The sequence below is a fragment of the Trabulsiella guamensis ATCC 49490 genome (assembly GCF_000734965.1).
Taxonomy (GTDB): Bacteria; Pseudomonadota; Gammaproteobacteria; order Enterobacterales; family Enterobacteriaceae; genus Trabulsiella; species Trabulsiella guamensis.
Genome location: NZ_JMTB01000085.1, coordinates 123131 through 148407, shown reverse-complemented (window position 1 = coordinate 148407; position 25277 = coordinate 123131). Strand labels below are relative to the sequence as shown.

Genomic DNA, 25277 nt, shown 5'->3' with positions numbered 1-25277 from the left:
CGCCACGTCGCGAATTTTGCCCGGTACCACGGTCAGTTGCAGGTGCCCGCTTTTTAAATCCTGCGCGGGGGCCAGCACGCGGGACGTGGTCCAGCCGTGTGAAATCATCCGGTTCTGAAGCGTGCTCATCAGCAGATTGATGCCCTGCGTCCCGAGACAGTGTCCCACAGCCTGATTTGCCAGGCGTTGCAGCGGCAGCCAGCGGGGAAGGTCATTGTGCCCCGTCAGCGTGACGTCATGGACAGTAAAACAGGGGGATTCCGCCGGAAAGACGAGCCGCCCGGCGGAATGCTCCGAAGGGGATAAACGAATATCAGGAACCGGTGGCGTCAGTTGCTGCTCCAGTGCCTGCTGACGCTGCTGTTGCAGAATAAACTGTTCGTCACCGGGTGCTGCGACTGAAGTGAACGAAATGCCGGAAAATACCGCTGAAACACAGAGTGCGGGTAAAAGATGCTGATGTCCCCGTGACCGGCGGCGAAAATCCATTTCGACATAACTCCTTACGTAAGGACATTGTTTGTTTCAAAGTGGAATAACCGGACTAATGTAATGGATTAGGCTGTATAATTTCTATCAGAAAATACCCGCGTTATTCTGAAAATCAGACGTTTTTTCTGGGTTATGTGGATTATTCTTAGTGAAATGCCGAATTACGCTAATGAAAATGTGGTTTTGAAAACAGTATCAGTCTGATTGATCCTGAAGGGCTTCATTGTCTCCTCAGTGTGAGATCGTCAGTGAGTCTCCCCCGAACAACTTCCTGCTATCTTACTGGCACCAGCGTAAGGATACACCAGCCGGTATGTTGTTCCCTGAGCATGTAAGGCAGTTCACGCGCATCAAACACATCGCCCACCCTGCGACAGTCCCCGACAACAAGAAAATCCACTGGCGAAGACTGTTGCCCTTCTTCCGTAAAATGGCGCAGCAACTCCGACTTCCTTACCAGCAATGCCGCCACATCTGCATATTCAGCATACAGGGCTTCCGGTGCCCATTCATCGTCTGCCACCACTGCATTGAGCCAGCCCTGTGATTTCAGCGTTTCGATGGCATGCGTCAGCCGGAGCAGGTCAGACTGCTGAGAAAGGTCACCACAGCAGTTCTGCCACAAATACGCAAGCCGTTCATGCAGCAGGGCACCGGGACCTTTCTGCCGCCCCAGACGCAAAAGGCTGTCAATATCCGCTGCCACAGAGCGGGGGAAACGCCGTTGTTTCTGTGCGGTTGCAAGCCAGCGTAACAGGAAGGAATGAATGGTCAGTGGTGAAAGCGCCTGGCCCTCCTGCTGCGCCAGACGTAATCCCACCAGTGCGCACCAGGCAAAGTGCGCCAGGTCGGTGATGGTCTGGTCAGGTGATAAAGGGGTATACGTATTTTTCATGCCGGGATTATAGCGGGGTCACTGCTGGCGGAAAAGAAGGCTGCCAACCGGTTTCATTTTGCAAACGTCACTGGTCGCGCCAGGGGATCAAGGTCTTTCATTTCCGTGCTGTATATGTGCTGTCTGCACACCGGGCAACACCGGAGACCATAATATTCTCGCTGACAGAGCACGCAGAAATAATCCTTTTTTGAGGGCTCTGTGGCGTGCGCATCATCACGTTCCATCAGTGCATTCACTGCCTGATCAAAGGCTGATACCGGTTTATCCTGGGAAATGACCCTATATGCACAATGCTTTAACCCACGTTCTTCAGACTCTTCCAGGTCATGTTCAAAATAACCGCCGCAGTCATGCGTCCAGTGCAGACGCAGGGGATTGTTGCAGGAACGACAGTACCAGCGACCCCGTGAACGTGGGGTTAAGTCTCTGGTGTGAATGACTTCGCCCTCGTGGTCAAGGGCGGTACGAATAGTGCGAAATTGCATGGTGCAAATCCTGTAATGTTGTCGCGATAGCAAGAGCCAGAGGATGCAGGCTCATTCTGCGCGATGTTCCTGGCTGTGGTCGCCGGTACGACATGTCATGCAGTACCGTTCACCGTGGTAGTGGCTATTGCACTCCGAACAGTGCCAGTCGGCCTTACGTACTACCGGGAGTACATCCGGTACGTAGCGACGCAGCATGCGTATCCGCCGCGCTTCCTTTGGCTCAGGGTTCACATACGGGCAATGGTGACGTCCGTTCTCCGTCAGGTCTTCCCATGTGTGCCCGAACCACGGACGGTTAGTACCCCATTCAGGGTGGAAGACCAGGGCGCTGCCGCAAAGATGGCAGGAGTAGCGGTCGTAAGGGTAAAGCTGGGCAGTGGTTGCGCCCGTGAGGCGCTGATTGCCGTCAAGCGCGATAAAAGATTTGGCGTAAATCGTCATAGTATTGATCCTTTTACAGACACCACGCAGGCTTAAGCCCTCCCGTGGAGAGCCGCTCTGTTGGTATCTGGCGGATGAGGGATGTTAAGTCGGGGATACAGGAGTGAGACGCGGGTAGCGGTCAGGCGAATGGCTGCAGATAGCCTGGTCTCAGCGTCATGGTATTTGGGGTAATTCGGTAGCAGAACGGACAGGGCGTTGCGCCACAGCACCAGTGCTGGCATTTAGCGTATGTCCGGCGGGAGGGATATTCCCCGGTCACATCGTGGTCAGCCCCGTGAGGCAGTGATACGTTGCTGTAGCCAGGCTTCCACTTCGCTTTCAAGCCAGCGAGAGCTTCTCCCCAGCTTAATGGGTTTAGGGAATTCACCCAATGAAATCAGTTTGTAAAACCATTTATCGGTTAAGCCAGTGAGTTGCGTAATGAATGCCATATCGACGAACTTGTCGTTAAGAATGCTGGTTGGGGCGGTCATCGTTTTTCTCCGTTGGTGGTAAGGGAGAAGAAGTCAGGGATTCGAATGGTGCAGACTTCTTCAAACGATGAAGCACGGGAGTAATTTTTTATTCGCTGATGGCACACCTGCGACGTCTGCCACTGACTGCTGGTGTCGGGACTGTGCTGACGCGGTAAATACGCCGCTCTGTGCGTTGAGACTGTTTCCCCAGGTAGCTCAGAATAAACGTCATACCCTGACGGCCTCTGTTGTCGGAAAAGCTGATAACACGCTCTCCCCGTACCCTGTAGTGTCCCTTAGGCTCACAGCGGTGCGCATAGCCTTCTCCGTCCGTGATGACTTCCCACAGCGAATGAATGGCCTCCCAGAAGCACCAGACCTTCCTGTGACGCTGACCGTTGAGATAAAACGCAGCATGTATGTGGTAACGGTGGTCTTCTGTGTATTCCAGTACCCAGGCATAACCCACCAGCCCGGATAGCGTCGTACATTGCTCCGTCAGCCAGATCATATCGGCGACCAGTTGATTTACGTCAGCGGCGTTAAATGAATCACTATTCTGGCGGTAAGCAAAATCCACCCGCAGCATTAAGAGTTTTGAGTAGCATTCAAAGAGCTGGTTCTGATGGTTGAATAAAACGTTCTGCAGCGAATTATCGGGTACGTGGTTTCGGTTAGTATTGTGAAGCATGATGTTATCCCGTGATGAATACTGGTCATGGGATTACAGCGGCGTGTTATTTTTTACTACGTGGAGTTAATCAGGTTATCCGGCAGGTTCATGCTTAACGCCGTCACTGATACCGTCAGCAGAGTATTATCAGCGTGAAGAGATTAAGCACGCTGAGTGTATACGGCTAAACTCTGCGGATGGATATCTCGCTGGAGTGGGTAATTGGGTGGGGAGTGTTGGAGGCTTTCTTTATAAAATAACACTAATAACCTAAATCAATTTATTTTGAGAATTTCATTCAGTCTCCGGCTACTCGTCTTCAGTCCTGATGTATTTCTGCAGATACACGTCGTCCGGGAGATCACTTTTTTATTCCGGCTGCACCTGATTAACATCACCGCGCATTCCCGTAAGCTGCCGGGCAGGTATTATGCTACGCACACCTTACCGTCACTTACGATAATACGCTCTGAGGATGTCGTTCACTGCGTTCACTCCTCTGTACCTCAGAGTAGTTTATATTCACCACTCTGACAGCAGAGTGATGGGTGTTCCACCTCTGGTCACTTATATTGGCACAACGGCTACGCCGGTGCCGGAACCTGTGAGGGTAACGTTTCGTATAATTACAGGGCGGCGTAAAAAATGAAATCACTGACACTGTCAGCGAAGCAAAATCCTCTGCACCCAGCTTCCTTAAATCATCGCACCCCGACGTATTCCAGACTGTGTTCGCCATTATGCACCTGCCAGGGAAGCCCCCACAGTAGACGTACACGGGGAAGAAATGTTTTGCATTACTATAGCAATCTGTGATTTTGTACGAAAAACCAATAACAGATACTTATGAACAAAACAATAATCATGGCATAACTCATTGTTTTTTATTGTTTTAAATGAATATAAATTGCGTGATATCCGTCCTGAATCACACGAAAATAATCGTGATAGACATGTGTAAGCAAGCATAAAACAATCTTAAAAACACATCAAACCAGTAAGAGATAAGTCTGAATGAACTATCAAACATTGCGTAATACATCATTTTTTTCGTTGTAAATTCCATGTATACTTGTCGTTGTAAATCATACATTATTTATCAGAGGGATCCGGATGCACAGAGGCGTTGAAGTGAAGTCCATCAGAGAAGGAGTCTATCTTCTCTGGTGTATGGGGTATTTAGATGATGCCCGTAACTATGTTTTTTCCGGTAAAGGCGCTATAGACAAGTTAAATACAAGAATCGCCACACTGATTAGTCAGGAGGAGAAAGAAAAAAAAGATAAAAATGATGGAAAGAAAAATCCATACAAGAACAATAATCCAACTTCGCCACAGCAATTTGTATTAAATACACTCAATGATTACACCCATGCTGCCGTCAACGAATCCTGTCTGGAATGGACTAAGGGTGATGAATATGCATATCTTTTCTTGTGGTTGTCGCTATATAAAAACTACACCAGTGAAGATATTATTTCAAAAATCGCATCCGATACGCGGATAGATAAACGTAAAAAAACAGGTGATGACAAAGAGAAGTTGAATCGTTGTGACCTCCCTGTCACCACACCGGACAATACATCACAATGTTATCTGGCAAGTATTTACCTGCTGGATTTAATACCTGCCAGCCCGGAAGAAAAACTGGGTGAAATTGCTCGCATTCGGAGTCAATATTTAAGAATAAAAGAAAATATCGGCACCACATTTTCTTGGTTGTCTGACGCAAATGCGGAAATGCTTGCGTTTACCTGGAAGCAGATTGAAACACACAGAACACTCCTTTCAGAATTTGAAAGTGACAGCTTTCACCCTGCAATTCAGAAATACGCAATACCTGTACTCTTTGAGTTATGGGATGCCGAATGGGCACAAAAAGAACTCTTCCTCAGCAGACTTCGAAAACGCTACGCAAACACGAAACATCGTAAGAAAGTTGCTGATAAGGCACCGATTAATATTCGTATTTCTCCAGGCGCTAAAAATACGCTGGTCAAACTGGAGAAGCGTTTTAACCGCAACAGGGCTGATGTCATTGAATATTTGATAGAAAAAACCTGGGCTGAGCTGAATCAGAAAAACTAAAAAAATCTCAGTTATATATCACCATACTGAATTCCCTCCCGTTTTACTTCAACAGGTCATCCCCTCCGGATGGCCTTTTTTCATTCAGAGGCCGATATGAAACATCCCTCAGGCTACGCCCTTATCCGTCGTCATCTCCGGCGTTACCCACATGCACTGCGCCAGCATTTACTGCAGGAGCTTAACCGCCTGGTCACCTGTGAGCCGGTGATTGGCATCATGGGCAAAACCGGCGTCGGTAAATCCTCACTGTGTAACGCGCTTTTTCGCAGCGAAATCTGCGCCGTCAATGCGGTGGAAGCCTGTACCCGTCAGCCACAGCGTGTCAGGCTACGCTTCGGTCAGCATTACCTGACGCTCGTGGATTTACCCGGTGTGGGTGAGAGTGTTACCCGCGATGGCGAATACCGTGAGCTGTACCAGCGGATGCTGCCGGAGATGGACCTGGTGCTATGGGTACTCAAGGCCGATGACCGCGCATTTGCGGTGGAAGAGCAATTTTATCAGGACGTGTTTGCACAGTTCAGAGGACCGGTACCGCCTGTCTTGTGGGTACTCAACCAGGTGGACAAAACCGAGCCCGCCGAACAGTGGTGCTGGCTGTCAGCCCAGCCCTCGGCGTTGCAGGCGGAGCATATTGCGCGGAAGCAACAGGTGGTAGCTCGTCAGTTAGGGATTGCTGAGCAGAATATTCTGCCGGTCTCCGTCAGGGGGCGTTACCGTCTGTCACGTCTGGTGGAGGCCATGATTACCCGGCTCCCAAAGCAGGCCCGCAGCCCGCTGGTGCCGCACCTGCAGAACGGGTATCGCACCACCAGCATCATCAGCACCGCCAGCAGCAGCTTTGGTGATGCCGTGGTGGAGGTTATCGATAAGGTCATTGACCTCGCTCCGCTTCCACAGGTGGCCCGTTCGGCATTACAGGCTGTTACGCACACCGTCGCCCGTGCGGCACGCTCCCTGTGGGGATTTTTCTTCGGTTAGATAAACATCTTCATTTTTGTCGATAAGCGTTTTTGCTTCATCACGATCGAATTCGTCGATCGAACAGATCGATATTCATCGTTGTACCTGATAAGCCCCTCAGTTACATAATCCATTGGGATTCATGTCATTACGTTATTTCTTCATTAAAAATCAATGCGATGACTCGCAGGAATTGTCACGTCTTAAGGAACCTTTATGACTAAATATTATACCGCTGCTGCAGCCATTATTCTGCTGGCAACCCTGTCCTCAACTGCCGGTGCGACTGAAAATGACATCATTAATGTCGATATTCAGAAGAACATACAGGGTATCAATGTCACCGTTACGGCTAAAACTGACACCGTTGTGATTAAGAATATTGACGTCAACAGGGGTAAATGCCCGCTGCTGACAAAAGGAACCGTCACATACCAGGGTAAAAGACTCGAAGGCTGGGTGGCGCAGGGGGCTACCTTTACCCCCACCACGATGCATTTTGCTGACGGTTTGACATGGCATTTCGGCCACACATACCTCCAGGCACCACCGGGCGTGAACTGCAGCTTTCTTGAAGCCAGGGTATTCACCGATAAGGGCACCTTCACCGTCAGCGAATAATCCAGCTACTGCATCAAGCCTTAATCCTGCCATGCTTTTTATTGTTTATTAAAGGAAAATTATCATGTCATTCAGAACAATTGTGCCTCTTACCCTCGCACTCTGTTTCTCTGCTCAGGCGCTGGCGTTCGGTAGCCACGATACCTGGACCAGTGGCTTTGCGCAGGGCACAGCAGAATACACTATCCCCGGCAAGGGACAGTCACAGCTGTACCTCGCGTGCGACAGTTCCGGCTCACAGGCCGTCACCATCATCTTCACCGACGCAAACGGCCATCAGGTCAGTATGGACAGCGGTCAGACCCTGACGATGAAAATTGATAACGAAGAAGAGGCAAATATCAGCGAAAGCGACTCTCACGTGGGAGAAGACAACCTTATGTGGGCGTGGAACAAGCTGCGTACCGGTAAACGTGTGATCGTTTCCGGCACTGGTGCAAAACCGGCGGTCTTCACGCTGAAAGGTGCTGCCGGAGTGATACCGGCATTTGGCGATAACGGCTGCGTGGCGAAGTTTGATATCCCGTAAGGTCTGCAATACTCGCTGAACCAGCCTCCGTAATAACACTTCTGCCGTAAACAATCTTTTAGCCAACACGACTCCACGCTCTGCTCATTCGGGCAGGGCGTTTGTTTTTGTGCCAATTATCAGGAACGCACTGTGCAAAACACTGACGATACGCCGTTACCACCCGGCCCTTTCACCCGTCAACAGGCTGAAGCCGTGGCGGCACTTTACTGCAACATCACCATTGAAGACGACCAGGGGAGCCATTTTCGGCTGGTGATCCGTGACCGCGACAGTCAGTTAATCTGGCGGGCATGGAATTTTGAAGCCAACGCAGGGGAATGGCTTAATCGCTATCTGCTCAGCCACGGTATACCCCAACACTGACTCACCACAAGCTCTGACCACCAGCAACCACACCAACAGGCCATGTTCCCTTCGGGGTCGTGGCCTTTTTGTTTATGCCGTTAAATCAACCATAAGGAATTAATCATGCGATTAGCCAGCCGTTTTGGTCGGGTGAACCAGATCCGCCGCGACCGTCCCCTGACCCGTGAAGAACTGATGCAGGTTGTCCCCAGCGTCTTCGGGGGCGACAGGCATGAGTCCCGTTCAGACCGCTATACCTGGATACCGACCATCACCGTACTTGAGAACCTGCATCGCGAAGGTTTTGAACCGTTCTTTGCCTGCCAGAGTCGCGTCCGCGATCAGAACCGACGTGAACATACAAAACATATGCTGCGCCTGCGTCGTACCGGGCAAATCAACCGCCCGCAGGTACCGGAAATTATCCTGCTCAATTCGCACGACGGTTCGTCCAGTTACCAGATGCTGCCGGGGTACTTCCGCGCCATCTGCACCAACGGCATGGTCTGTGGTCCGTCGTTTGGCGAAATCAGAGTTCCGCACCGGGGCGATGTCGTCAGCAAGGTCATTGAAGGGGCCTACGACGTGCTCAGCGTCTTTGACCGGGTGGAAGACATGCGCGATGCGATGGAATCGCTTTTGTTACCGCCACCAGCACAGGAGGCACTGGCGAATGCTGCGCTGACGTACCGTTATGGCGAAGAGCATCAGCCGGTCACCGCAACACAGATACTGACACCCCGACGCTATGAAGACCGCAGGGATGACCTGTGGACGATATACCAGAGGATTCAGGAGAACCTGCTGAAAGGCGGTCTGCCCGGACGCACTGCGAAGGGCAAACGCAGTCACACCCGCGCCATTAACGGGATAGACAGTGATGTCAGACTCAACCGGGCGCTCTGGGTGATGGCCGGGAACATGATGAACCTGCTCAGTAAATAACCCTCCCGGCCCCCATCACCAGAATCCATCTCCGGGGATTTATTCCCATTCTACGTATTCATGCCTGAGGAAAAACACAAATGACTGACAACACTCTGCCACTGTTCACCCCCGCAGAAACCGTTCCTGTTGCGGCTCCGCATCAGATTGCCGCAACACAGGTCACCGACGAGAACCGCATCGGCTTCTGGCCGCAGCACTTCGGCAGCATCCCACAGTGGATAACCCTGGAGCCGTACATCTTCGCCTGGCTGGACCGCCTCTGTGCGGACTACAGCGGCGGCGTCTGGAACTTTTACACGCTGAGCAACGGTGGCGCGTTTATGGCACCGGAAGCTGAAGGCGATGAAACATGGTCACTGTTTAACGACATGAACGGCAACCGTGCGGCCATGAGCGCCGAAGCTGCCGGGATTGCGGTCTGTCTGATGACTTACAGCCACCATGCCTGTCGTACTGAGTCCGATGCCATGACGGAACATTACTACCGTCTGCGGGACTACGCGCTCAGCCATGCGGAATGTAACACCATCATGCACATCATCGATTAGGCGCTTTCAGACCATGCAGGACACGACAACATTCCCCGCACCATTACAACCCGATATGTTCCCTCTCTCAGTACATCCTCACCCGCGCCCCGCCATGACGCCGTATGCGCAGCGTACCATCCGGCGGGCGCTGAACATTCTGGAACGCCAGTTACGCGAACCCGGAGCGGCCTTCACCACCAGCAGTTCGGTACGCGACTGGCTTCGTCTGAAACTGACGCAGGAGCAACGTGAGGAATTCTCCGTGCTGTGGCTCGACAACCAGCACCGGCTTATTGCTTACGACACGCTGTTTCTGGGTACCATCAACACTATCACAGTGCATCCGCGTGAAATCGTTAAGACGGGCCTGAAGCACAATGCGGCGGCCGTACTTGCACATAATCACCCGTCAGGGCTTGCGGAACCCAGCCATGCTGACCGGCAGATGACTGAACGGCTAAAGCAGGCACTTGAACTCGTTGATATCCGGTTACTGGACCATCTGGTCGTTGGCGGGATGGATGTCATCTCGTTTGCCGAACGCGGCTGGCTTTAAGGGAAAACAGTGCAATGAAGATTATCAGCAAACGCCAGGCGATGACGATTTACCGCCAGCATCCTCAGTCCCGGTTGTTTCGCTTCTGTACCGGAAAGTACAAATGGAGCGGCAGCATCTGCCACTACGCCGGGCGTGAAGTACCGGATATCAGCGGTGTGCTGGCCGTCTTTGCTGAACGACGCCAGGACCGTAACGGTCCGTATGTCGTCCTGCGCAGCGTTACCCTGAATTAACTCATGATTAAGGAGCACTTCAATTGTCGAATAACACTCCACCAGTAAACCATGATATTGCCGAACCGTGGTGGGGTCTTCAGTGCAATATCACGCCCTGTTTTGGCGCTCGTCTGGTGCAGGAGGGCAACCGACTGCACTATCTCGCTGACCGCGCCAGCATCACCGGTCAGTTCAGCGAGGCGGATTTACGTCATCTTGACCAGGCATTTCCGCTGCTGATGAAGCAGATGGAACTGATGCTCTCCACCGGTGAACTTAATCCCCGCCACTCGCACAGCGTTATGCTTTTCGCAAAAGGGTTGACCTGTGAAGCCGACTCCCTCGGCTCGCACGGGTACATCTATACAGCGATTTACCCGACCCCACCTGAAGCACAACCCGGAGACTAATCGCCATGCCACACGCCTGTAAAGTCAGCGAAGTCATTGAACTGCTGCAACAGCATCAACACGACGACTTCGTCCTGTGTTCGGTCTGGTACGAAGACGATGTACGCAATGTGGATGCGTCCGCCACAGATGAAGAAGCCAGGGCGGCATTACGCCATGCCGCCAGCCATCACGACGCAGAACAGGGGATTAACTGGTTCACACTGGAAGCCGCACTGGAAGCTATCCGGCAGTAACGTACCGCGTTAAATCCTTCCACCCTTCATTCCTTTCATTTATTTAACAGAGATAACCTGAATGAGCATTTTACCTGTATCCCGAAAACGGGTGGCGCAGTCCTGCCCGTCGCCTGTAACCGTCTGGCAGACCCTGCTCACATACCTGCTGGACAGACACTATGGCCTGACGCTCAACGACACGCCGTTTGGCAACGACGGTGTGATCCAGGAGCATATCAACGCCGGGATCTCACTGTGCGACGCCGTAAATTTTATCGTGGAGAAATACGACCTGGTGCGCACCGATCGTCGCGGTTTCAGCGCGCAGGAGCAGTCACCGCTTATCAGCAGCATCGATATTCTTCGTGCCCGTAAGGCAACCGGGCTGCTGACCCGCAGCGGCTACAAAGCTGTTACCGATATCACTGGCGGCAAATACAGCGGGGAGGTCCAGTGAAGCTGTCCGTTAACGTGGAAGCCGACGCCATCAACGTTCTGGCCCTCAACATGGGCCGGATCGTCGTTGATATTGATGGTATTGAATTATCTGAACTGATCGCCGCAGTAAACCTGAATGGCTGTACGCTGCGGATCGCAGATGAACCGGGGAAGATTTCGTGCCGGGACGGATACCACACGCTTTTCTCTGATTTCCTGGTTAACCACCATCAGACAATCATCGCAGTAATCGCTATCAAGCCCGAAAACCCGCGCCAGAACGCCTCTTTTCTTATTACACCTGACGCATCTTTTCATTCCATCACCTGCCGTCACATTCCGCTGCCAGGTTCGCAGGACAGAAGAAACCCGTCCACCAGAAAGCAGAAATAAATTAATAAACAACACGTTAAATTCGTTTTCGGGAATTTAGCACAGGGATAATCAGGCCGTACAATTCATTTTGCAGATCAATTTTCTAAAATCGATCGAATTTATCGATCATCTTTTTCATCCCTGTCTCACACACCATCCGTGGTCCTGATGGGCCCACAACACCCGACCCGCATTCATTGCGGGTCTTTTTATTTATGGAGTCCCTGAATATGAGCACAAGTGAATCCGGGGTATTAACCGATCACACTGATGTGATTTGCTCCACCAGCATTGAGCGCATTGTTACCGGACGTAATGCAGCGTTGAGCCTGACAGAAATCCTTATCCATCAACTTAATGATATTTCTGCACTCACCGACAGTATTGGCGGGGGCAAAGCGAATGAATGGGGTGTGCGGCAATACCGTTACGACTGCTGGCTGATGGAGAAACCCGAAACCGCGATGAAGGCGATCACCCGTAATATTGATCGCGGTATCTGGCGTGACCTGATGAAGAAGTCGGGGATGCTGTCACTCATGGATGCGGCGGCCCGTGACGAGTGGTACAACAGCCTGGAAAAAGACGATATCCCAGCGATCTCTGAAGCCAATATTCTCAGCACGTTTGAGCAACTGCATCAGAGCAAAGGTGAGGTGTTTGAGCGTGGGGTGATCAACGTCTTTAAAGGTTTAAGCTGGAGTTATAAAACCAACAGCCCCTGTAAATTTGGTTCGAAGATTATCGTCAACGGTCTGGTGAAATATGACCAGTGGGGATTCTGCCTCAGCTATAGCTGGCAGCGTGACCGACTGACCGACCTGGAGAGAATGTTGCATTTGCTGGATGGCAAGCCCATCCCTGATAACCGTGCTGACATTGCCCGCCGTCTTGACGAGCACATCAGCAGACAGAAGATGAAAGCAGTAGTTTATGAAGATGATTATTTTACGATCAAGTATTTTCAGAAAGGTTCGGCGCATATCACGTTGAAACGCCCCGATCTGGTGGAGCAACTGAACGACATCATCGCCCGACACTATCCGGGGATGTTATCGTGATACAATGATTGTAGTTTGATTCCCCGTTTATCATCCAAACTAATATGTTGTTCTGGAAAAAACAAAGCGAACGTATTGTTGTATATAAATATGTATAGATTCTGAATCGCTATTTATATAATTGTTTATTTACAATTAGTTAAGGTGTTCATTCGATTCCCTTCGCCCGCTCCATGACCTTTAAAATCCTTATAACTCAATGCGCTGGCTCTAAGGTGATGTGACCAAAGTACCGCTATTTACCCTGATAGTTGCCGCGATAGTTCAACATGAACAGAAAGCCGCGCACCCGGCATGATTCCTTGAAACTTACAGCGAGGCGCATTTTAGCCCGGTGTTCCCTAATGCCACGCGTCGGGAGACGCCGCAGGGAATAAACAGGTTTATGGTGATTCGTACCTGCACACGATATGCAGTTTCTGTCTCCGTCTGGCTCACGGTTCCCTCTGAGGATACACGAGCGCCCTGATAAGCCCCGCTGTAATGACATAACCCTGATGAAATCGCTGCGCTCCGCTTGGTGTTGTATCACCAATCGGGCTTATGGCTTGCTATTGCCTGACGTCTGGACTGGCTTAAAAATAGGCTATAGCATTGGCAACATAAATCTATCAAGGAGATGGAAGGATGAGCACCAGAGCGGAAATAAAGGATGGGGCGCAGTTCGACGTTTTGCGCAGTGGTATTGTTTATACTGAGGTGCTTGGCTGGATTGACATGGGGCATGCTCGGGGTAGTGATATCGTGGAGCTTAAAAAACAGTTCATCGCGGGGGAGCGTAGCGGCCAACCTTACTATATGGTGATGTACCGACAGGATATGCACTTTGTGAAATTCAATTCGCAATTTGGTGTAGGCAAGTTCTCCCGTTGGGAGATTAAGCGTGGCCGGAGTATCGAAGATATTAACAGAATCATGCTGGCGATGATGATTAATACCGCTTTTCGCTTTGAAGGATTACAAAGCCTAAGTTCGTTCTCTTGGTATACTGATAGTGGCTTCAGTGGAGAGGATTTAGTATCGGATTTGTTCGGTTTCTATCGTGCTATCGTACCGGGACGTTATGGAAGCCATCTTAGACCCGTGAGTTATACTGCGGCTACTCGTCGATGGGATTATTACGGGGCTGTTGGTTCGTACAAAAACAGAGGATTCTATCCTATTTTATTCCCTGATCCTGACGACCCATGCGTAATGCACCGACCATATACATCTATCCTCCCCCACTTTATGACTTGGCTGCGGCCATGGAATGATTTCACCTCTGGAATTGTCAAAGCTATTACAGACAATGGAACGTCATTTGGGTATACAGGGATGAAGAGATAATGCGTAAATTCTTTAAATGGAGCATCCTGGTATTAATTACGATTGTTATCCTCTGCTGGCTATTTGTCTATTTTGTTGCATCTGGTATCAATGAAGCGACCACATACACTGAAAAGGACTTTTTCAATTATCATTCCCTGACTGATAAAGACATTGAAAAGGCTCCGCGTATATCGAACGATTATTACTTTGAATCGCACCCCGGAGATGGATACGCCCCGTCAAACACGATCATTTTTAGGGGTGTTTCTGACGTCGGGGCGTTGAGGGCTTATTTGACTAAGCTGGGTTATACCAAACAGAAAGGCGGTTCGAAGGCGGCGGAGATATGGACGAAGCCTGAGCAGATAAATAGTGATCTCTTTTATCTGCGCTTTGATGCTACTACTGGTGAAGCAGAACTAACTAAAGAACTGAATAACTGATCCGCTCTGCTGGTTGAACCAACCCGGTATGATTAATAGCCTGAGATTAATCCTAATCCTGTAGGGTGCTGCATGGTTGATAATGAGCGTCTGCATAAGCAATAATCAGCCGAAACGGAACTAGATAACTTGTTAGAAAAGCTGGAGTTGACGCAGAAACAACGAGACTTCATTGACTCGATGCGGGACGATAAACGTAGTGAGGTGGGTTAATCATGGATGTGAACAAAGCCTTATGCTCTTTTCATTGGTTTGAATCCATCGTATGCGGACGCGGAGCTTGACGACCCCACACTGAAACGTTGTATCTCATTTGCGCAGAGCTTGGGCTTCGGGGATGTACGTATCGCGAACTTGTTCGCGTATGTGTGTACTTGTAAGTATCCCGCATAATCGTGCCATTCACATTTAGAGATCCTCCGGCATAATCAATCTGCCAGCTCAGCGAGTGGTCCGTGTACTCGACAGGATCGCGGCAAACCGTGGCTATTCGGTCATGCTTCGTATGGATAACGGCCCGGAATTTATCTCCCTGGCACTGGCTGAATGGGCAGAGGAACATACAGTAAAACTGGAGTTTATCCAGCCGGGTAAGCCGACGCAGAACGCTTTCATTGAGCGCTTTAACCGGACATACCGTACAGAAATACTCGATTTTTATCTGTTCAGAACGCTGAATGAAGTGCGGGAAATCACGGAAAAATGGTTGTCAGAATATAACTGTGAACGCTCGCATGAATGACTGAACAATATGACGCCGGAGGAATATCGACAACACCATCATTTGGCGGGGATCTCAAAAAATTCATGGAACTAAAACGGGTCTATTTACACCAGAGATAAAAAATATTGCACGTGTTGATAGTGGTATTAAATGATCGCATTGGTTCGGCAAGATTTGTCACTAAAACTAACGCGACCACGTTGGATCCATTCAAAGCGACTGAGCAAGGGTATCTTGGCGTTATTGTAAACGGTGCACCGCAATTTGAGACGCTAGTGGAAAAGGTGCATAACCTGCGTTCAGTATTTGATGTGCGAAACCTGCGAAAGTTATCAGAAGTCGTGATTATTTATGGTTATCAGGACGATCCGGAGTATATGTATGATGCAGCAATTTCACATCATGCTGACGGAATCATTTATGCCGGAACCGGGGCGGGTTCTGTTTCTGTCAGAAGCGAGGCAGGGATCAGGAAAGCAGAGGAAGCCGGAATTATAGTGATACGTTCATCCCGCACAGGGAATGGTGTTGTACCCGTCGATAAAGGCCTGCCTGGCCTGGTCGCGGATTCATTAAATCCTGCTAAAGCCCGGATATTGCTGATGACTGCGTTGACGCAGACAAAAAATCCTGAGCTGATTCAACACTATTTCCGTACCTACTAACAATTTCGCGCGCTAAACCTGTGTCAGAAAATACAAAAAGCGGTTTAGCGCCGCGGAAGGTGTTTCATTATTACGCCAGAAAACGCCGACACTTCCTTTCTGCTCTATTTTCGGCAGGTTTAAGATCACCAGCTGTCCCTGGCTGGCGTAGCGTTGCGCCAGACGTAAAGAAAGAATAGAGATCATGTCGCTGCTTTGCAGCAGATTGGTGCTGACGTTCATCGACGCGGATTCGATGGTGTTCTCCGGCAGCATAACGCCGTTGTCAACCAGTGCGTTATCAATGCTGATACGAATTGGAGTTCCTGTCGGCCAGACAATCCAGCGCCAGTCGGCGAGATCATTCCAGGTCAGCGTGGCATGTCCGGCTAACGGGTGGTGAGGGCGCGCGACGAAGCATACAGGTTCGGTGTACAGCACCTGATAGTTCAATGGCAGTTGCAGCGCCCGGCCACCAACACGGCCAACCACGACATCGACTGACCCGGCCAGCAGATCATGCAGCAGCGGGGTCATCACTTTTTCTTCGATATTCAGATGCAGCATCGGCATCTCATTGAGCAAATTGAGAATTGCCTGCGAGACGCAGTCGGTCGCCACCGGTGAACAACCAATTTTCAGGCTGCCAACCAGTCCACCCGCTTTAAAGCGCGCCATTTCGTACTGCGATCGCTCCATATCGTTGATTAACCGCTGAGCATGTTGCAGCAACAATTTTCCACCTTCGGAGGGACGCAAGCCTTTGCTGTGCCGTTCAAAGAGTGTGAGCCCAATCTCATCTTCGAGCTGTGACAGCCATTTAGACAATGCTGGCTGGGTGATATTCATCATTCTGGCGACGTGGGTCAAATTGCCCTGTTCGCCCAGTGCCACCAGCATTTGCAGGTGATGGAGTTTCAGTTTCTGCGTCCAGTTTGCCATTTGCTATAACCCTCAGGTTATGTCTCTGCATGAAATGCCATTGTACATTTTATCGCCCAACCTACAAAGTCGTAACATATCAAAAACAAAACTACCTCTTACCTTACCTGCACTGAGGCATTTGTTATGACTCAACAACGTGAACTACAAGCGCTGATCGATGCCGCTCCCATCGGCAAAGTTCAATGGCGAGTGATCATCTGCTGCTTTCTGGTGGTCATGCTTGATGGCTTTGATACGGCGGCAATTGGCTTTATCGCCCCGGATATCCGCGCCCACTGGCAATTAACGGTGGGCGATCTGGCGCCGCTTTTCGGTGCAGGATTAGTGGGATTAACCGCCGGCGCGCTGCTTTGCGGGCCGCTCTCCGACCGTTTCGGTCGCAAACGGGTGATTGAACTTTGCGTCGCGCTGTTTGGTACGCTGAGCCTACTGTCCGCGTTTTCGCCTGATTTACAAACGCTGGTGATTCTGCGCTTTCTGACCGGGCTGGGGCTCGGCGGTGCCATGCCGAACACCATCACCATGACATCAGAATACCTGCCGACCCGACGTCGTGGTGCGCTGGTTACCCTGATGTTCTGCGGCTTTACCCTCGGTTCGGCAATGGGCGGCATTGTCAGCGCGCAACTGGTGTCAGGCATTGGCTGGGAAGGGATCCTGGTGCTCGGCGGCGTGTTACCGTTGATGCTGTTTTTTGCGCTGCTGGTGGTGTTGCCGGAATCACCGCGCTGGCAGGTGCGTCACCAGTTGCCGCAGGCGACCATCGCCCGTACCGTCAGTGCAATGACCGGTGAACGTCATGACAATACCCATTTTTACCTTAAGGAAGCGGCAGCGATTGCCAAAGGCAGCATTCGCCAGCTTTTCGTTGGCCGCCAGTTGCCTGTGACGCTGATGTTATGGGTCGTCTTCTTCATGAGCCTGCTGATTATTTACCTGCTTTCAAGCTGGATGCCGACGCTGTTAAACCATCGCGGCATTGACCTGCAACAGGCTTCCTGGGTGACAGCCGCTTTCCAGGTTGGCGGGACGCTGGGCGCGCTGGCGCTGGGCTTACTGATGGACAGACACAATCCCTTCCGCGTGCTGGCAGTGAGCTATGCGCTGGGCGCGGTGTGCATCGTCATGATTGGCCTGAGTGAAAACGGCCTGTGGATGATGGCGCTGGCGATTTTTGGTACCGGCGTGGGTATCAGCGGATCGCAGGTGGGTCTGAACGCATTAACCGCCATGCTCTATCCCACGCAAAGTCGCGCAACGGGCGTCAGTTGGGCGAATGCCATTGGTCGCTGCGGGGCGATTGTCGGTTCGCTTTCCGGCGGCGTGATGATGGCGATGAATTTCTCTTTCAACATGTTGTTTTTCATTATTGCTGTTCCGGCGGCGATCAACGCGGTGATATTGACCCTGTTGACGATAGTGACCCGCCCGCCAGCCCCTGTCCCTGATGCCTTGCCGCGTGCTGGCGTCGTGAACGATTAAGGAGAATCTCTATGTCTGAATATCATCAGGATGTTAAGAACAGCCGTCAGCAGTATTACCAGCGCATTTCGGGGCAGAACCTCACCCCGCTGTGGGAGTCGCTGCACCATCTGGTGCCGCAGACGCCGAATGCTAACTGTGCCCCGGCATACTGGAACTACCAGGAAATTCGCCCACTGTTGCTGGAAAGCGGTGACCTGATTGGCGCGAAAGAGGCTGTGCGCCGCGTGCTGGTACTGGAAAACCCCATGCTGCGTGGCCAGTCCTCCATTACGTCAACGCTCTATGCAGGATTGCAGTTGATCATGCCTGGCGAAGTCGCGCCCAGCCATCGACATAACCAGTCAGCATTGCGCTTCATTGTTGAAGGCAAAGGTGCGTTTACTGCCGTTGACGGCGAGCGTACGCAAATGCACGAAGGGGATTTTATTCTGACGCCGCAGTGGCAGTGGCACGATCACGGAAACCCGGGCGATGAGCCGGTGGTCTGGCTGGATGGCCTGGATCTGCCGCTAGTGAATATCCTTGGCTGCGGTTTTGCGGAGGATTACCCGGAAGACCAGCAACCCGTCTCGCGAAAAGAGGGTGACTATCTACCGCGCTACGCCGCTAATATGCTGCCGTTGCGCTATCAGAAAGGAAATTCGTCACCTATTTTCAACTACCGCTATGACCGTAGCCGCGAAGCACTGCACGACCTGACGCGCTTCGGCGATGCGGACGAGTGGGATGGTTACAAGATGCGCTACGTTAACCCGGTCTCCGGCGGTTATCCGATGCCATCGATGGGCACCTTTTTGCAACTGTTGCCAAAAGGTTTTGCTTCGCGAATGGCGCGCACAACCGACAGCACTATCTATCACGTTGTTGAAGGCAGCGGCGAAGTCACCATCGGCAATCAGATTTTCACCTTTTCAGCAAAAGACATTTTCGTGGTGCCGACGTGGCACGGTGTGTCGTTCAACACCACGGAAGAGACTGTGTTATTCAGTTTTTCGGACAGACCGGTACAGGAAGCCCTCGGGTTGTTCCGTGAAGCACGTTATTAATTAGGGAGAGAGCGATGACTAAGTATGTTTTTGAACCACAAGCCCCCGTTACCGTACCGGTTGTCGGCAGTGATGAACAGTTTCCCGTCCATCGCGTTTACTGCGTCGGGCGCAACTATGCCGCGCATGCCCGTGAAATGGGTTTTGATCCGGATCGCGAGCCGCCATTCTTTTTCTGCAAACCTGCAGACGCGGTAGTGCCGGTGGCAGCAGGTGAAACGCTCGAACTGCCTTATCCGTCGCAAACCGACAATTACCACTATGAGATTGAACTGGTGGTCGCCATCGGCAAAAAGGGAAGCGATATCCCATTAGAAAAAGCTCATGAATATGTCTGGGGGTATGCTACCGGGCTGGATATGACCCGTCGTGACCGCCAGATGGAAATGCGCCAGATGGGGCGTCCGTGGGAAATCGGTAAAGCGTTCGACCTCTCTGCACCGATTGCGCCGCTGCATAAAGCCAGCGAATCCGTGGATGTTAACAGCGCGCCTGTCTGGTTGCAGGTGAACGGCGTCGACCATCAGCGCAGCGACATCCGCCACCTGATCTGGTCGGTTAACGAAACCATCAGCTACTTATCCGGATTCTTTGAGCTGCAACCAGGGGATCTGATCTTCACCGGCACACCAGAAGGCGTGGGCGCAGTGGTGAAAGGAGATGTGATCACCGGCAACGTGGACGGGTTAACCCCGATCGCCGTGAAGATAGTCTGAGGTGATCGATGAAGCTGTACAGTTTTTTTAATAGCTCGGCGTCGTACCGTGTACGCATTGCGCTGGCGTTGAAGGGTATCGACTACCAGACGGTTGGGGTCAATATTCGCATCGGGCAGCAAAATGCGCAGGCTTACCGTCGTATGAACCCGACGGGACTGGTGCCGACGCTGGTAACGGATGACGGCGAAGCGCTGGGCCAGTCGCTGGCGATCATTGACTGGCTGGACCGGCATTTTCCACAGTCGCGCCTGCTACCGGACAGCGACCCGGCGCGAAGCAGGATACTGGAAATCGTTTATGCCATCGCTTGTGATATTCACCCTGTGAATAACCTGCGGGTGCTGCGCTATCTGAGCGAAGAATTAAACATCAGTGACGAAGCGAAAAAACGCTGGTACGCACACTGGATCCAGCAGGGACTTACTGCTGTCGAACAGCTGTTGCAGGAGAGCCAGTCAGAATCGTATTGCGTCGGGAATACCCCAACGCTTGCCGACTGTTGTCTTATCCCGCAATGGGCAAATGCACTGCGTATGGAGTGTGACCTGAGCGCTTATCCACGTTGTAAAGCGGTATATGACGCCTGCACGCAGCTTCCGGCGTTTATTGCCGCAGCGCCCGAAAATCAACAAGACAAACTCTCAGCCTGAGAAGGAGAACGACAATGGCTAAAGTGACGAACGCAATTATCGTCGGCGGTGGGATCGGCGGGGCAGCGACCGCGCTTTCGCTGGCGCGTCAGGGCATTAAAGTGATGCTGCTGGAAAAAGCACATGAGATCGGTGAGATTGGCGCAGGTATCCAGCTTGGGCCTAACGCCTTCTCCGCGCTGGACAGCCTCGGCGTTGGTGAAGTGGCGCGCCAGAGAGCGGTATTTACCGATCATATCACCATGATGGATGCGGTGAATGCTGAAGAAGTGGTGCGTATTGAAACCGGGCAGGCGTTTCGCGACCATTTCGGTGGGCCGTATGCGGTTATTCACCGGGTGGATATTCACGCTTCTGTCTGGGAAACCGTGCTGACCCATCCCAATGTTGAATACCGGACGTCCACCAACGTCGTTGATATTCGCCAGTCGGCGGATGATGTGACGGTGTTTGATGATAAGGGCAACAGCTGGACGGCAGATATTCTGGTCGGCTGCGATGGCGTGAAATCCGTGGTGCGTCAGAGTCTGTTTGACGACTCCCCGCGTGTCACCGGCCATGTCGTCTACCGTGCGGTCATCGACTGTGAAAATATGCCGGAAGATCTCCGTATCAACGCGCCGGTGTTATGGGCCGGGCCGCACTGCCACCTTGTGCACTATCCGCTGCGCGGCGGTAAGCAGTACAACCTGGTGGTGACCTTCCACAGCCGCCAGCAGGAAGAGTGGGGCGTGAAGGACGGCAGTAAAGAAGAGGTGCTCTCCTATTTCGAGGGGATCCATCCGCGCCCGCGTCAGATGCTGGACAAACCAACCTCATGGCGTCGCTGGTCAACCGCTGATCGTGAGCCGGTCGGAAAGTGGGGCACTGATCGCATCACACTGGTGGGTGACGCTGCTCACCCTGTCGCACAGTATATGGCGCAGGGAGCCTGTATGGCGCTGGAAGATGCGGTCACGCTCGGCAAAGCGCTTGAGAAGTGCGACGGAGATGCGGCAAAAGCGTTTGCACTGTACGAATCAGTACGCATTCCGCGTACCGCGCGTATTGTCTGGTCTACCCGTGAGATGGGGCGCCTTTATCACGCCGCGGGTGTTGAGCGTCAGGTAAGAAACCTGCTGTGGAAAGGCAAATCGCAGGCGGAGTTTTATCGCAGCATGGAATGGCTGTACGGCTGGAAAGAAGATAACTGCCTGCTGCCTCGCTAAAGAAGCGTAATTATCAGGCGCCGGACACGCCGGCGCCTGTTTGTCACATCAGGAAACGAAGTTGTCCTTCAGCGCCTTAAGACCATCACGGTAAATGCCCGTAAACAGCGCCTGCGCCTCGTCGTCAGACACGTTCACTGGCGAGAATTCACCGGACCATTCCACGCGGGAAACCTGACTGTCAGCGGTCTCGTGAACCGTAATGGTGGAGAGGTAATCCACAACCGGGAACGGTGCCTGAATGATTGAGTAGGTGTAGCTGCGCTGGCGGTTATCAAATGCTTCCAGACGCTCAATCACCGTGCCGCCGTCAGAGGTCGTCAGCGAACGAACGCGTCCCCCTTCGGTCACTACACTTTTCGGGATGAAAGGCAGCCAGTCCGGCAGCGCGTCAAAGCCGCCCATCAGTTGCCATACGGTACCGGCAGACGCCGGAATTTCAATCGATACACTTGTCTTAGCCATGTTTATTTTCTCTAAAATTTGCAGGGTTACATTGTCAGGGTGTCAACGACACCGCCATCGACGCGCAGGGCAGCCCCTGTTGTCGCTGAGGAAAGCGGTGACGCGAGATAAACCGCAAGATTCGCCACTTCTTCCACATCCGCTGCACGCTGGATGATGGAGCTCGGGCGTGCTGTTTTAACAAACTCATCGGCCTGTTCACGCGGGCTGCGCCCGGATTGTGTGGCGGCGTCCGCCAGCATCTCTTTCAGGCCTTCGGTAAACGTCGGTCCCGGCAGAATGGCGTTGACGGTCACACCGGTTCCGGCCAGTCGTTTCGCCAGACCGTGGGAAACCGCCAGATTCGCGGCTTTAGTCACGCCGTAGTTAATCATGTCGCCGGGGATCGCCACGCCGGACTCGGATGAGACAAAGATAATTCGCCCCCAGCCCTGTTCTGTCATGGCTGGCGCATAATGACGCGCCAGGCGAACGCCGGAGAGGACGTTGACATTATAGAAATGCAGCCATTCGTCATCCGGAACGCTAAAGAAGTCTTTATCGTTGAAAATCCCCAGATTATTGACCAGCACATCAGCCGTCGGAACAGCGGCGATAAGTGTAGCGACGCCATCTTCAGTGCTGAGATCAGCCACCACGCCGCGCAGTGATGCGGCGGGGTTTTGCGACATGATCGCGGCCATTGCGTCATCGACGCCGTTCTGTTTACGCCCGACGACAACCACCGTTGCGCCCGCTTTTGCCAGCCCGGCGGCAATACCCTGTCCGATGCCGGAGGTGGAGCCGCTGACAACAGCGACTTTACCTGTCAGATCCAGTTTCATTATTTTCTCGCTCTGTAGATTAACGGGTCGGCAGCGGGGCGTTTTCCGCAACCAGATCCTGACGGCGCATTTCCGCCCAGAATTCAGCCGGAATGTGCGCATTCAGTGCCGCCAGATCTTCCGCCATACGGCCAGGACGGCTGGAGCCAGGGATCACTGCCGCGACTGCCGGGTTTGCCAGCGAGAACTGCAACGCTGCTGCTTTTACATCAACGTTGAAACGCGCGGCAATGGCGTTAATTTGCGCCACTTTCTGCTGAATGGCCGGGGAGGCTTTCTGATATTCAAAGTGCTCACCGCCTGCCAGCACGCCGGAGCTGTAAGGGCCGCCGACGACGATATCAACGTTGTGTTCCAGCGCTTCTGGCATCAGACGTTGCAGTGCACGTTTGTGATCCAGCAGGGAATAACGACCCGCCAGCAGGAACGCATCCGGCTTCGGCTCATCAAGCGCCAGCGTCAGTTCGCAGGGTTCGACGCGGTTCACGCCCAGTCCCCAGGCTTTGATCACGCCTTCGTCACGCAACCGTGTCAGCGCACGAAACGCACCGGTACGGGCAATATTGAACTGCTCCAGCCAGCTGTCACCGTAGAAATCCTGCGCCGGATCGTGGATCCAGACGATATCCAGACGGTCTGTTTTCAGACGCTTCAGACTGTCTTCAATTGAGCGCAGCGTGGCGTCGGCAGAATAATCATTCAGAATTTTGTTTTTCAGGCCATGTTCGAACAGGCCACCTTTTTCACCGAAATCTCGTTTTGCCGGATCTTCCATTTCGTCCAGCATGATGCGACCAACTTTGCTGCTTAAAACGTATTCATCGCGTGGGTACTGAGACAGCGCTTCGCCCATGCGGATTTCAGAAAGGCCGGAGCCATACAGCGGCGCGGTATCAAAATAACGCACGCCCAGGTTCCAGGCTTCGCTCACGGTAGCGTGGGCTTCTTCTTCCGGAATGGCACGGTACATGTTGCCGAGCGGTGCGCCGCCTAAGCCGATTTTACCGGGAAGTAAATTTTTAATGCTCATAAGATGTCCTCTTTAATTCGGGTTCAGTTCGGGCGTTTTTGTGCTTTCGCCCTGTGACGTGGATCACAATACCTTGCGCTGTTGTGACTTAACAGGACATAATTGGTCTAACTTAAGTCCTTTGAGGTCTGACATGATCGATTTACGCCAACTTAAATACTTCATGGTAGTCGCAGAAGAGGAGCACGTGGGACGTGCCGCCGAGCGGCTCCATATTTCGCAATCGCCGCTAAGCCGCCAGATTGCGCAGCTGGAAGAACGTCTGGGATTAATGCTGTTTGAGCGTAACCAACAGCGCATCCGCCTGACGGCTGACGGGCAGACATTCCTCGCAGAAACGCGTTCGTTGCTGACGCATGCCAATCGTCTGGAGTCGTTAGGTAAACGTCTGGGACGGGGTGAAGATGGCGGGTTGTGTATTGGTTACATTGAAAACGCCATGCATTCCGGCGTGCTTTCTACCGCGTTGCGTACCTTGCGCACGTCACGGCCGGATGTGCATATCGCGCTGTACAGCCAGCCTCCAGCCACCCAGATTGAAGGCTTACGCCAGCGTAGCCTTGATTTTTCACTGGTTGATACGCCGCCTGCCGACAGCGAACAGGATCTGGAATACATCCAGGTTCTGGATGATCGTATGTTGCTGGCTTTACCGCAAAACCATCCTCTGGCGCAGGAGGAAAACCTGGTCGCGCAACACCTGGCTGATCAGCAATGGATTGCGGTGATTCATAACGACGATGCCCACTCGCGTGATGATTTTGTCGCCGCCTGTGTCAAATCCGGATTTAACCCTGATATTCGTCTGGAAGCCGGTGAACCGCTAACGGCATTAGGTCTGGTGGCGGCAGGATTAGGTCTGGCATTGATTCAACATAGCCTGCGTCATAATGCGCCGGAAGGGGTGGTATTACGTGAATTAGCGTGGATGAATTATTCTACGCAATTATGGGCCGCCTGGCATAAAGCCAACCAGCGTCCGCTGGTCTCCCATTTCCGCCAGATCCTGCGTGGTGAATAAAAAATC

Annotated in this window: 31 protein-coding genes and 4 pseudogenes; 25 read left to right on the top strand and 10 right to left on the bottom strand. The window is 52.2% G+C overall.

The features are described 5' to 3' along the window. The 6 genes from GTGU_RS13780 to GTGU_RS13755 form a co-directional block, all read right to left on the bottom strand. Window positions 1–489 (bottom strand): POTRA domain-containing protein (locus GTGU_RS13780; protein ID WP_169741181.1); only part of this gene is annotated, 489 nt, incomplete at its 3' end. 277 nt (window positions 490–766) lie between these two features. After that, a complete protein-coding gene (locus tag GTGU_RS13775; RefSeq protein WP_051857354.1) occupies window positions 767–1387 on the bottom strand; it encodes a DUF2913 family protein in 621 nt (206 codons plus the stop codon). Window positions 1388–1440: 53 nt separating this feature from the next. Next, complete coding sequence (locus tag GTGU_RS13770) at window positions 1441–1875, bottom strand: putative zinc ribbon protein (protein WP_038157986.1); 435 nt, start codon at window positions 1873–1875, stop codon at window positions 1441–1443. A gap of 51 nt (window positions 1876–1926) precedes the next feature. Beyond that, on the bottom strand, window positions 1927–2319 hold the full coding sequence (locus GTGU_RS24730) for a putative zinc ribbon protein (RefSeq protein WP_072011985.1): 393 nt from the start codon (window positions 2317–2319) through the stop codon (window positions 1927–1929). 269 nt (window positions 2320–2588) lie between these two features. Continuing rightward, complete coding sequence (locus GTGU_RS13760; RefSeq protein ID WP_038157984.1) at window positions 2589–2795, bottom strand: helix-turn-helix transcriptional regulator; 207 nt, start codon at window positions 2793–2795, stop codon at window positions 2589–2591. A gap of 88 nt (window positions 2796–2883) precedes the next feature. Beyond that, entirely contained in the window at window positions 2884–3468 is a 585-nt protein-coding gene (locus tag GTGU_RS13755; RefSeq protein ID WP_038157983.1) for an inovirus-type Gp2 protein, read from the bottom strand. 1095 nt (window positions 3469–4563) lie between these two features. Here GTGU_RS13755 and GTGU_RS13750 point away from each other — a divergent pair. The 19 genes and pseudogenes from GTGU_RS13750 to fraE form a co-directional block, all read left to right on the top strand. Continuing rightward, entirely contained in the window at window positions 4564–5538 is a 975-nt protein-coding gene (locus tag GTGU_RS13750; protein ID WP_038157982.1) for a hypothetical protein, read from the top strand. Between the two features lie 96 nt (window positions 5539–5634). Continuing rightward, on the top strand, window positions 5635–6522 hold the full coding sequence (locus GTGU_RS13745; RefSeq protein WP_038158023.1) for a GTPase family protein: 888 nt from the start codon (window positions 5635–5637) through the stop codon (window positions 6520–6522). Between the two features lie 198 nt (window positions 6523–6720). After that, on the top strand, window positions 6721–7125 hold the full coding sequence (locus GTGU_RS13740) for a hypothetical protein (RefSeq protein WP_038157975.1): 405 nt from the start codon (window positions 6721–6723) through the stop codon (window positions 7123–7125). 64 nt (window positions 7126–7189) lie between these two features. Then, complete coding sequence (locus GTGU_RS13735) at window positions 7190–7654, top strand: hypothetical protein (protein WP_038157973.1); 465 nt, start codon at window positions 7190–7192, stop codon at window positions 7652–7654. A gap of 132 nt (window positions 7655–7786) precedes the next feature. Continuing rightward, window positions 7787–8020, top strand: coding sequence for a DUF905 domain-containing protein (locus GTGU_RS13730; protein ID WP_038157972.1), 234 nt, complete (start codon window positions 7787–7789; stop codon window positions 8018–8020). Between the two features lie 105 nt (window positions 8021–8125). Beyond that, on the top strand, window positions 8126–8947 hold the full coding sequence (locus GTGU_RS13725) for a DUF932 domain-containing protein (RefSeq protein ID WP_038157970.1): 822 nt from the start codon (window positions 8126–8128) through the stop codon (window positions 8945–8947). 80 nt (window positions 8948–9027) lie between these two features. After that, a complete protein-coding gene (locus tag GTGU_RS13720) occupies window positions 9028–9498 on the top strand; it encodes an antirestriction protein (protein WP_038157968.1) in 471 nt (156 codons plus the stop codon). Between the two features lie 55 nt (window positions 9499–9553). Beyond that, window positions 9554–10036, top strand: a complete 483-nt coding sequence (gene radC, locus GTGU_RS13715) for a RadC family protein (RefSeq protein ID WP_051857352.1) — start codon at window positions 9554–9556, stop codon at window positions 10034–10036. Between the two features lie 14 nt (window positions 10037–10050). Then, on the top strand, window positions 10051–10272 hold the full coding sequence (locus tag GTGU_RS13710; protein WP_038157961.1) for a DUF987 domain-containing protein: 222 nt from the start codon (window positions 10051–10053) through the stop codon (window positions 10270–10272). 23 nt (window positions 10273–10295) lie between these two features. Beyond that, window positions 10296–10664, top strand: coding sequence for a type IV toxin-antitoxin system YeeU family antitoxin (locus GTGU_RS13705; RefSeq protein ID WP_038157956.1), 369 nt, complete (start codon window positions 10296–10298; stop codon window positions 10662–10664). Window positions 10665–10669: 5 nt separating this feature from the next. Further along, window positions 10670–10900, top strand: coding sequence for a hypothetical protein (locus tag GTGU_RS13700; RefSeq protein ID WP_051857351.1), 231 nt, complete (start codon window positions 10670–10672; stop codon window positions 10898–10900). A gap of 61 nt (window positions 10901–10961) precedes the next feature. Further along, the gene (locus GTGU_RS13695) at window positions 10962–11339 is read left to right on the top strand and encodes a TA system toxin CbtA family protein (protein WP_038157952.1); all 378 of its coding nucleotides are present in this window, start codon (window positions 10962–10964) and stop codon (window positions 11337–11339) included. Beyond that, window positions 11336–11500 (top strand): annotated as a pseudogene (locus GTGU_RS26675) (DUF5983 family protein); the annotation flags it as partial. The gene GTGU_RS13695 and the pseudogene GTGU_RS26675, both read left to right, overlap by 4 nt. Window positions 11501–11925: 425 nt before the next feature. Beyond that, entirely contained in the window at window positions 11926–12756 is an 831-nt protein-coding gene (locus GTGU_RS13685) for a DUF4942 domain-containing protein (protein ID WP_425427453.1), read from the top strand. 627 nt (window positions 12757–13383) lie between these two features. After that, window positions 13384–14085 (top strand): hypothetical protein, encoded by a 702-nt coding sequence (locus GTGU_RS13680; RefSeq protein WP_038157941.1) that lies wholly within the window; start codon window positions 13384–13386, stop codon window positions 14083–14085. After that, window positions 14085–14510, top strand: coding sequence for a hypothetical protein (locus GTGU_RS13675; protein ID WP_038157939.1), 426 nt, complete (start codon window positions 14085–14087; stop codon window positions 14508–14510). Before GTGU_RS13680 ends, GTGU_RS13675 begins: the two co-directional genes overlap by 1 nt. Before the next feature lie 240 nt (window positions 14511–14750). After that, window positions 14751–14903, top strand: a pseudogene (locus tag GTGU_RS24725) (DUF1643 domain-containing protein); the annotation flags it as partial. A gap of 34 nt (window positions 14904–14937) precedes the next feature. Then, a pseudogene (locus GTGU_RS13670) lies at window positions 14938–15327 on the top strand (integrase core domain-containing protein); the annotation flags it as partial. 41 nt (window positions 15328–15368) lie between these two features. After that, window positions 15369–15899 (top strand): annotated as a pseudogene (gene fraE, locus GTGU_RS13665) (fructose-asparagine asparaginase); the annotation flags it as partial. 12 nt (window positions 15900–15911) lie between these two features. Here fraE and GTGU_RS13660 read toward each other — a convergent pair. Further along, window positions 15912–16820: a LysR family transcriptional regulator gene (locus GTGU_RS13660; protein WP_038157934.1), complete on the bottom strand. Its 909-nt coding sequence runs from the start codon at window positions 16818–16820 to the stop codon at window positions 15912–15914. Between the two features lie 126 nt (window positions 16821–16946). On the opposite strand from GTGU_RS13660, the gene mhbT reads away from it, so the two are divergent. The 5 genes from mhbT to GTGU_RS13635 are packed head-to-tail and all read left to right on the top strand — an operon-like array spanning window position 16947 to window position 21931. Continuing rightward, window positions 16947–18305, top strand: coding sequence for a 3-hydroxybenzoate transporter MhbT (gene mhbT / locus GTGU_RS13655; protein WP_038157933.1), 1359 nt, complete (start codon window positions 16947–16949; stop codon window positions 18303–18305). 11 nt (window positions 18306–18316) lie between these two features. Continuing rightward, entirely contained in the window at window positions 18317–19354 is a 1038-nt protein-coding gene (gtdA, locus tag GTGU_RS13650) for a gentisate 1,2-dioxygenase (RefSeq protein ID WP_038157931.1), read from the top strand. 14 nt (window positions 19355–19368) lie between these two features. Continuing rightward, window positions 19369–20070, top strand: coding sequence for a fumarylacetoacetate hydrolase family protein (locus tag GTGU_RS13645; protein WP_038157929.1), 702 nt, complete (start codon window positions 19369–19371; stop codon window positions 20068–20070). An 8-nt stretch (window positions 20071–20078) separates the two neighbouring features. After that, entirely contained in the window at window positions 20079–20723 is a 645-nt protein-coding gene (maiA, locus tag GTGU_RS13640; protein ID WP_038157928.1) for a maleylacetoacetate isomerase, read from the top strand. Window positions 20724–20737: 14 nt separating this feature from the next. Further along, window positions 20738–21931 (top strand): 3-hydroxybenzoate 6-monooxygenase, encoded by a 1194-nt coding sequence (locus GTGU_RS13635; RefSeq protein WP_038157927.1) that lies wholly within the window; start codon window positions 20738–20740, stop codon window positions 21929–21931. 48 nt (window positions 21932–21979) lie between these two features. Here the strand turns inward: GTGU_RS13635 and GTGU_RS13630 are convergent, their stop codons facing one another. Genes GTGU_RS13630 through GTGU_RS13620 form a run of 3 tightly spaced genes read right to left on the bottom strand, consistent with a single transcriptional unit; the run spans window position 21980 to window position 24250 of the window. Beyond that, window positions 21980–22396: an SRPBCC family protein gene (locus GTGU_RS13630; protein WP_038157926.1), complete on the bottom strand. Its 417-nt coding sequence runs from the start codon at window positions 22394–22396 to the stop codon at window positions 21980–21982. Between the two features lie 26 nt (window positions 22397–22422). After that, the gene (locus tag GTGU_RS13625) at window positions 22423–23220 is read right to left on the bottom strand and encodes an SDR family NAD(P)-dependent oxidoreductase (RefSeq protein ID WP_038157925.1); all 798 of its coding nucleotides are present in this window, start codon (window positions 23218–23220) and stop codon (window positions 22423–22425) included. A gap of 19 nt (window positions 23221–23239) precedes the next feature. After that, complete coding sequence (locus GTGU_RS13620) at window positions 23240–24250, bottom strand: aldo/keto reductase (RefSeq protein ID WP_038157924.1); 1011 nt, start codon at window positions 24248–24250, stop codon at window positions 23240–23242. Between the two features lie 133 nt (window positions 24251–24383). Between GTGU_RS13620 and GTGU_RS13615 the strand changes: the two genes are divergently transcribed. Next, window positions 24384–25271: a LysR substrate-binding domain-containing protein gene (locus GTGU_RS13615; protein WP_038157923.1), complete on the top strand. Its 888-nt coding sequence runs from the start codon at window positions 24384–24386 to the stop codon at window positions 25269–25271. Window positions 25272–25277 lie beyond the last annotated feature (6 nt).

Bases quoted from the DNA above. Each gene is read 5' to 3' on its own strand.
- GTGU_RS13760 (WP_038157984.1), bottom strand. From the start codon at position 2,795: ATGACCGCCCCAACCAGCATTCTTAACGACAAGTTCGTCGATATGGCA.
- GTGU_RS13710 (WP_038157961.1), top strand. From the start codon at position 10,051: ATGAAGATTATCAGCAAACGCCAGGCGATGACGATTTACCGCCAGCAT.
- GTGU_RS13625 (WP_038157925.1), bottom strand. From the start codon at position 23,220: ATGAAACTGGATCTGACAGGTAAAGTCGCTGTTGTCAGCGGCTCCACC.
- GTGU_RS13740 (WP_038157975.1), top strand. From the start codon at position 6,721: ATGACTAAATATTATACCGCTGCTGCAGCCATTATTCTGCTGGCAACC.
- GTGU_RS13720 (WP_038157968.1), top strand. From the start codon at position 9,028: ATGACTGACAACACTCTGCCACTGTTCACCCCCGCAGAAACCGTTCCT.
- GTGU_RS13645 (WP_038157929.1), top strand. From the start codon at position 19,369: ATGACTAAGTATGTTTTTGAACCACAAGCCCCCGTTACCGTACCGGTT.
- GTGU_RS13685 (WP_425427453.1), top strand. From the start codon at position 11,926: ATGAGCACAAGTGAATCCGGGGTATTAACCGATCACACTGATGTGATT.
- GTGU_RS13695 (WP_038157952.1), top strand. From the start codon at position 10,962: ATGAGCATTTTACCTGTATCCCGAAAACGGGTGGCGCAGTCCTGCCCG.
- GTGU_RS13755 (WP_038157983.1), bottom strand. From the start codon at position 3,468: ATGCTTCACAATACTAACCGAAACCACGTACCCGATAATTCGCTGCAG.
- gtdA (WP_038157931.1), top strand. From the start codon at position 18,317: ATGTCTGAATATCATCAGGATGTTAAGAACAGCCGTCAGCAGTATTAC.
- GTGU_RS13735 (WP_038157973.1), top strand. From the start codon at position 7,190: ATGTCATTCAGAACAATTGTGCCTCTTACCCTCGCACTCTGTTTCTCT.
- GTGU_RS13620 (WP_038157924.1), bottom strand. From the start codon at position 24,250: ATGAGCATTAAAAATTTACTTCCCGGTAAAATCGGCTTAGGCGGCGCA.
- GTGU_RS13660 (WP_038157934.1), bottom strand. From the start codon at position 16,820: ATGGCAAACTGGACGCAGAAACTGAAACTCCATCACCTGCAAATGCTG.
- GTGU_RS13745 (WP_038158023.1), top strand. From the start codon at position 5,635: ATGAAACATCCCTCAGGCTACGCCCTTATCCGTCGTCATCTCCGGCGT.
- GTGU_RS13700 (WP_051857351.1), top strand. From the start codon at position 10,670: ATGCCACACGCCTGTAAAGTCAGCGAAGTCATTGAACTGCTGCAACAG.
- radC (WP_051857352.1), top strand. From the start codon at position 9,554: ATGTTCCCTCTCTCAGTACATCCTCACCCGCGCCCCGCCATGACGCCG.
- GTGU_RS13775 (WP_051857354.1), bottom strand. From the start codon at position 1,387: ATGAAAAATACGTATACCCCTTTATCACCTGACCAGACCATCACCGAC.
- GTGU_RS13675 (WP_038157939.1), top strand. From the start codon at position 14,085: ATGCGTAAATTCTTTAAATGGAGCATCCTGGTATTAATTACGATTGTT.
- GTGU_RS13635 (WP_038157927.1), top strand. From the start codon at position 20,738: ATGGCTAAAGTGACGAACGCAATTATCGTCGGCGGTGGGATCGGCGGG.
- maiA (WP_038157928.1), top strand. From the start codon at position 20,079: ATGAAGCTGTACAGTTTTTTTAATAGCTCGGCGTCGTACCGTGTACGC.
- GTGU_RS13630 (WP_038157926.1), bottom strand. From the start codon at position 22,396: ATGGCTAAGACAAGTGTATCGATTGAAATTCCGGCGTCTGCCGGTACC.
- mhbT (WP_038157933.1), top strand. From the start codon at position 16,947: ATGACTCAACAACGTGAACTACAAGCGCTGATCGATGCCGCTCCCATC.
- GTGU_RS13770 (WP_038157986.1), bottom strand. From the start codon at position 1,875: ATGCAATTTCGCACTATTCGTACCGCCCTTGACCACGAGGGCGAAGTC.
- GTGU_RS13615 (WP_038157923.1), top strand. From the start codon at position 24,384: ATGATCGATTTACGCCAACTTAAATACTTCATGGTAGTCGCAGAAGAG.
- GTGU_RS13750 (WP_038157982.1), top strand. From the start codon at position 4,564: ATGCACAGAGGCGTTGAAGTGAAGTCCATCAGAGAAGGAGTCTATCTT.
- GTGU_RS13680 (WP_038157941.1), top strand. From the start codon at position 13,384: ATGAGCACCAGAGCGGAAATAAAGGATGGGGCGCAGTTCGACGTTTTG.
- GTGU_RS24730 (WP_072011985.1), bottom strand. From the start codon at position 2,319: ATGACGATTTACGCCAAATCTTTTATCGCGCTTGACGGCAATCAGCGC.
- GTGU_RS13725 (WP_038157970.1), top strand. From the start codon at position 8,126: ATGCGATTAGCCAGCCGTTTTGGTCGGGTGAACCAGATCCGCCGCGAC.